This is a genomic window from Halorhodospira abdelmalekii, from assembly GCF_016583625.1.
Lineage (GTDB): Bacteria > Pseudomonadota > Gammaproteobacteria > Nitrococcales > Halorhodospiraceae > Halorhodospira > Halorhodospira abdelmalekii.
Map to the genome: position 1 here is coordinate 1 of NZ_NRRN01000105.1, position 2,389 is coordinate 2,389.

The window sequence follows — 2,389 nt, forward strand, 5'->3', positions numbered from 1 at the left end:
GTGCTTGGTGCCATCCTGTGGCCCTAGCACTTGCTGTGGAGGGCACACCATGGCCCGCAAGCTCTACCTCGCTGCCTACGATGTCCGCTGCCCGCGCCGGCTGGCTAAAGCGGTGCGCGTCGTCAAAGGCTACGCCAGTGGCGGTCAAAAGTCGGCCTATGAGTGCTGGCTGACTCCGGCCGAGTGCGAGGCGCTGCACCTAGAGATGGCAGAGGTGCTCGATACGGAGGTCGACCAATTCGCCCTCCTGCCACTAGAGCCGCGGCGGCCACTGGTGACCCTCGGTGCCGCTGAAGAACCCGCCGACCCGCAGTTTTTCTACTTCGGCTAGGGAGGTAGAGGATGTCCCGCCTAGAGCCGCGCACCCTCTACGTCGATACCGAAAAGGTTGACGTGCGCTGCGAGGGGGCGGCCTTACGGATACAGCGCTCAGGCCGGGCAGCAACATACGTCCCCATCGTGCGCATCAGCCGCGTGGTGATTCGTGGCCACAGCGGAGAGGGCTTGCTTGGTGCTTGTCTCGCACTAGCCCAAGCCGGGGCCGTAATCCACTTTCAAACTGGCCACGGACAGACACGGGCATGGCTACAGCCGGCCGCCGAACCACAGAGTCATTCTGTACAGGAGCTCTCCGATCTGATCGACCATACCGGGCTGGGGCCTTACCACTGGTGGCGCGATGCGCAACGCCGGCACGCTTGGAGCGTCGTCTTCCGCCAAACACCGCGGGGCGATTTTCAGTCCGCTTGCAAACGGATGGAGAAGTATCTAAAGAAGCTGAGCCCCATGCACTGGATGCCGCACGAGATCGAGGCTCTCGGCGAAGATCTCCGATGCTGGCTGCAGGCGGAGCTCCATCGCTGCGGGTGGCATCCTGTCTGCCGCACCCTCGCCGGCCAAGGTCAGCGCTTAGAACACGAACTGCACCGGTGCCTCTATATTCCGCTGCTATGGCGCTTTGTGCGCTGGCGTCGTCAACAACCACTCGCGCTGGAAGAGCGCCGACGCTTAGAGTTTCAAGAGCTGCAGCTGGCGAGCCCGATGCCCCGTCAATTGCATCTCCACCTACGTGCACTCTCTAACGAGTACCACGTCAGCTGGAAGCTGATGCAAGTTACCGAGGACAGTGAGGACGCCGATGAGTGAGCGCGCCATCGACCATATCGTCTGCTACGACATCCGCGACCCTCGCCGTCTGCGGCGAGTGCATCGACAGATGAGAAAGTGGGGCGTAGCGCTGCAATACAGTGTCTTCTACTGCCGCTTGGTTCCCAGCGCCCGCGATCGTTTGGCGGAAGTGCTGCGCGAGGAGATCGACGAGCGCGTCGACGACATCCGCATCTATGCCCTCCAGCCGCGCGGTCAAGCAACCTATCAAGGCCCGCCGCCGGTGCCCGATGGCCTGCTGCTCCCCGGGCTCACGCTCAAAAAACAGTTTCCGGAGGATTAAAGGCGGCAAGGTTGCCAACGTCGCTGGAGCGGCGATTCCTCTGCCAATCTACTGCCCAACGTAACCCATCGGGGAAAGAGCATTGGGCACTCTCTGTATTGATCGGCGCGGCACCCGCCTCGAATACAACCAGCGGGCTCTGGTGATTCGCGAACCAGACAGCAAGCCTCGCTCCGTGCCGCTGAACCTGATCGAGCGACTTGTGGTCATCGGACCGGTCGAGCTTTCCAGCGAAGTCTTAATCCGCCTCGGAGAGGCGGGGGTCGGAGCCGTCTTCATGCCGGCTCGTGGTCAGCAACGCAGCACCTTTCTGCGGGCAGAGACTCACGGCGACGCAACGCGCCGCCTGGGACAGTACCAACTCGCCCTCTCAGACCCTAACAATCCCTACTGGGCCAGAAACCTTGTCCGCTTGCGCTTGGCAGGGCAGCAGCGACTACTCACTTGCGCATCGCATCAGCGCCCTGATCGTCGGCACGCGCTGTGGTCAGCGTGCCAGACCATCGATAACGCTCGCTCGGCAGCACGCAACCCAGCGCTATCACTGGAGCAGCTGCGTGGTCTGGAGGGCGCGGGCAGTGCTGCCTTTTTCCGCGGTTTTGCTACCCTCTTCCCGGACTCCTTGAATTTTCACGGCCGCAATCGCAGACCGCCACGCGATCCGGTCAATGCCCTTCTCTCGCTCGGCTATACCCTGGCGCACGGCGATGCGCTCCGGGCGATCATGACCGCCGGACTCGACCCGGCCATCGGCTTCCTGCATCAGCCGGCGTGGGGACGAGACTCGCTGGCGTGTGATTTAAACGAGATTGCTCGTGCGCGGGTCGAGCGATTGACCTGGCATCTGTTCTCGACCAGAGCGCTGAGCACCGACGATTTCAGCGGCTCCCCGGAAGAGGGCTTCCGGCTGCGCAAGGCGGCACGCCATACCTTCTTTTC

At 62.7% G+C, this 2,389-nt stretch carries 4 protein-coding genes; all 4 read left to right on the top strand.

What is annotated here, in order from left to right; genetic code table 11:
• The first annotated feature begins 49 nt into the window (after positions 1-49).
• Positions 50-331, top strand: coding sequence for a CRISPR-associated endonuclease Cas2 (locus CKO15_RS13490; RefSeq protein ID WP_200197295.1), 282 nt, complete (start codon positions 50-52; stop codon positions 329-331).
• An 11-nt stretch (positions 332-342) separates the two neighbouring features.
• Positions 343-1,146 (top strand): CRISPR-associated endonuclease Cas1, encoded by an 804-nt coding sequence (locus tag CKO15_RS13495; protein WP_200197297.1) that lies wholly within the window; start codon positions 343-345, stop codon positions 1,144-1,146.
• A complete protein-coding gene (gene cas2 / locus CKO15_RS13500) occupies positions 1,139-1,450 on the top strand; it encodes a CRISPR-associated endonuclease Cas2 (RefSeq protein ID WP_200197303.1) in 312 nt (103 codons plus the stop codon). The genes CKO15_RS13495 and cas2 overlap by 8 nt, the downstream gene beginning before the upstream one ends.
• 82 nt (positions 1,451-1,532) lie before the next feature.
• The coding region (cas1, locus tag CKO15_RS13505; RefSeq protein ID WP_200197305.1) for a CRISPR-associated endonuclease Cas1 at positions 1,533-2,389 on the top strand (857 nt) is incomplete at its 3' end.

Bases quoted from the DNA above. Each gene is read 5' to 3' on its own strand.
- CKO15_RS13495 (WP_200197297.1), top strand. From the start codon at position 343: ATGTCCCGCCTAGAGCCGCGCACCCTCTACGTCGATACCGAAAAGGTT.
- CKO15_RS13490 (WP_200197295.1), top strand. From the start codon at position 50: ATGGCCCGCAAGCTCTACCTCGCTGCCTACGATGTCCGCTGCCCGCGC.
- cas2 (WP_200197303.1), top strand. From the start codon at position 1,139: ATGAGTGAGCGCGCCATCGACCATATCGTCTGCTACGACATCCGCGAC.